Below are 1,216 nucleotides of genomic sequence, written 5' to 3' on the forward strand. Positions count from 1 at the left end.
TTTTTATATATTAATAATTTATTAAAATAACAAAATAGCTAATTCTTTTTATAATATATCAATTTTAATTTATATACTTTATTAGTATATTCTACCAAGTATTAATTATTTTGTATTAGCTATTTGATATCTTTGAATATAATAAAAGAAATTAAAGTATCCTTTTCACTTTAAAAATAGAAAATTATTATAAGAAATAAAAACTTTAATCTTAATTAAACAAATAAAGCTCTCCATATCAATAAAAGAAAATATAAAAGATTTTCATGTCTTAATCAAAAAAATAAGAGATGTTCATATTAGTAAAAAAGGAAAATGGTTGATAAAAAAATAAACCATCAGCCCTAAATTTTTTAAATAAAACTAAGGAAATCTCAAGAACGGAAAATTCTACATAAAACTATGGTACAGCCCTAAAAACAGTGCAAAAAAGCCTTGTAAGCTACCAAGTCAAAAACTTTGGTTCATTCGGAAAATATCTAAAACCTGAAAACTCCATAACAATAAATATCTCATATATTAACTATTTAAAACACAAAAAATACTACAAATACATTGAAGTAGACTACAACAAACTAGTTACAGAATCCAACTACAAAAACAATATAAAAAATTCAAAATATAAATAATCATCTAAATAAGTTGATTATATAATAAAATTAAGGATTTTGACCAAGATAATATGAAAAAATAAAAATAATTATTTCCCAGCAATTTAGATAATTATTGAGAAAATTATAGTATTTATTTATGTAACTATAATAGCTATTTCTATTCTGGTCTTAATTTTTTAATGTATGGTGCTAATTTTTTGATTAAATCAATTTAATGTTTTAAAATCAATATTGATCTGGTTATTACCACTGAATTTATATATTATGGGTGATAATAGCTATTTTTATGAGAGAATTGGATCCTTTGAATGATTTTGCTGTTTTAAAGTGTATGGGTGAAAAAGGTGATGAGGAGCAGTTATTATCCTTTATAAACGCAATACTTGAAAACAAAAACAAAATAATAACTGAAAATGAAATAAAAAACATTTCAATGGATGAAATATTAGATAATATAGAAATTAATGAGAATACCAAGTTATCTGCAGAAAAACTGAAAGATAAGTATTGTATACTTGATATAAGATCAAAAACATATAATAAAGAGATAATTATAGAAGCACAAAGACATAACACTGGTGAGATGATAAAAAGATCACTTT

General features: G+C 21.7%; 2 protein-coding genes. Both read left to right on the forward strand.

Annotated elements, in window-relative coordinates:
* The first annotated feature begins 422 nt into the window (after nt 1-422).
* Nucleotides 423-629: a hypothetical protein gene (locus tag MBCUT_RS10680; RefSeq protein WP_157082416.1), complete on the forward strand. Its 207-nt coding sequence runs from the start codon at nt 423-425 to the stop codon at nt 627-629.
* Between the two features lie 271 nt (nt 630-900).
* Nucleotides 901-1,216, forward strand: a 316-nt coding sequence (locus MBCUT_RS00855; protein WP_211263741.1) for a PD-(D/E)XK nuclease family transposase, incomplete at its 3' end; no start/stop codon positions are given.

It is taken from the genome of Methanobrevibacter cuticularis (assembly GCF_001639285.1).
Taxonomy (GTDB): domain Archaea; phylum Methanobacteriota; class Methanobacteria; order Methanobacteriales; family Methanobacteriaceae; genus Methanobaculum; species Methanobaculum cuticulare.